At 35.9% G+C, this 1,367-nt stretch carries 1 protein-coding gene; it reads left to right on the forward strand.

Going from position 1 to position 1,367, the window contains the following annotated elements; all coding sequences use genetic code 11:
- Positions 1–11: 11 nt before the first annotated feature.
- Positions 12–1,366, forward strand: a protein-coding gene (locus ACYFX0_RS30935; protein WP_085959122.1) for an IS3 family transposase whose coding sequence is annotated in 2 segments (ribosomal slippage) — positions 12–465 and positions 465–1,366 — 1,356 coding nt in all. Because the reading frame shifts where the segments join, the coding sequence is not laid out codon by codon here.
- Position 1,367 lies beyond the last annotated feature (1 nt).

Here is a 1,367-nt window from a genome sequence, read left to right on the forward strand (position 1 = left end):
GCAGTTTTTCTATGGCTAAATTTACAGCTGATGAAAAAATACAAATCGTTCTACGTTATTTGAACGGAAATGAAAGTTATCGAGAAATGGGTAGATCGCTCGGTATAAGTGACACAATCATTTTGAATTGGGTAAACCAATATAAACAGAATGGTCTGGAAGCTTTTCTAAAACGATGTACAAATTACACACAACAATTTAAACTAGACGTACTAAACTTTATGATTGAAAACGGTATGTCCTTATTTGAGACGGCAGCTATCTTTAATATTCCTGCCCCTTCAACGATTTCTGTTTGGAAAAAACAGCTCGAAACACAAGGAATTGATGCCCTTCAATCTAAGAAAAAGGGGCGTCCATCCATGAAAAAAGATTCAAATAAACAATTAAAACAACATTTAGCTGAAGGGTCAGTCGAAGCACTTGAAGCACGCATTAAACAGCTTGAGATGGAAAATGAGTACTTAAAAAAGTTAAATGCCTTAGTTCAAAACAAGGAAAAATCACAAAACAAGACAAAGCGCAAGTAGTCTATGAATTAAGGCATAAATATTCGGTGAAGGCACTCGTGGAGCTAGCTACTATTCCTCGAAGCACGTATTATGATTTAGTAAAGAAAATGAATCGTCCAGATGTAGATGCCGATTTGAAAGCTGAGATTAAAGCGATTTATGAGGAAAATGAAGGTCGTTATGGTTACCGTCGCATTCGTGATGAATTAACGAATCGTGGCCAGAAAGTGAACCACAAGAAGGTTCAGCGCATTATGAAAGAGCTTGGGTTAAAGTGTGTTGTGCGTATGAAGAAATATAAATCCTATAAAGGAAAAGTCGGTAGAATTGCACCTAATATTTTAGAGCGTAATTTTCATACAGATGCACCGAATCAAAAGTGGGTAACAGACATCACAGAGTTTAAATTGTTTGGAGAAAAACTGTATGTATCACCTGTATTAGATTTGTATAATGGTGAAATTATTACCTATACAATTGGTTCTAGACCGACGTATTCGCTTGTTTCAGACATGTTAGAGAAAGCATTGGAACGTTTACCTGAAACGCACCAGCTACTGATGCATTCGGATCAAGGATGGCATTATCAAATGAGACAATACGTCCGTACACTAGAATCAAGAGCTATCGTCCAGAGTATGTCTCGAAAAGGCAACTGTTACGACAACGCAGTAATAGAAAATTTCTTTGGGATTATGAAATCGGAGTTCCTCTACATAAAAGAATTTGAAAATGTAGAGCACTTTAAAATAGAATTAGAAAAATATATAGATTATTATAATACGAAACGGATTAAGGCAAAATTAAAAATGAGCCCGGTACAATACCGGACTCACTTTTATCAAGCTGCCTAAT

The sequence above is a fragment of the Bacillus sp. NEAU-Y102 genome (genome assembly GCF_054788175.1).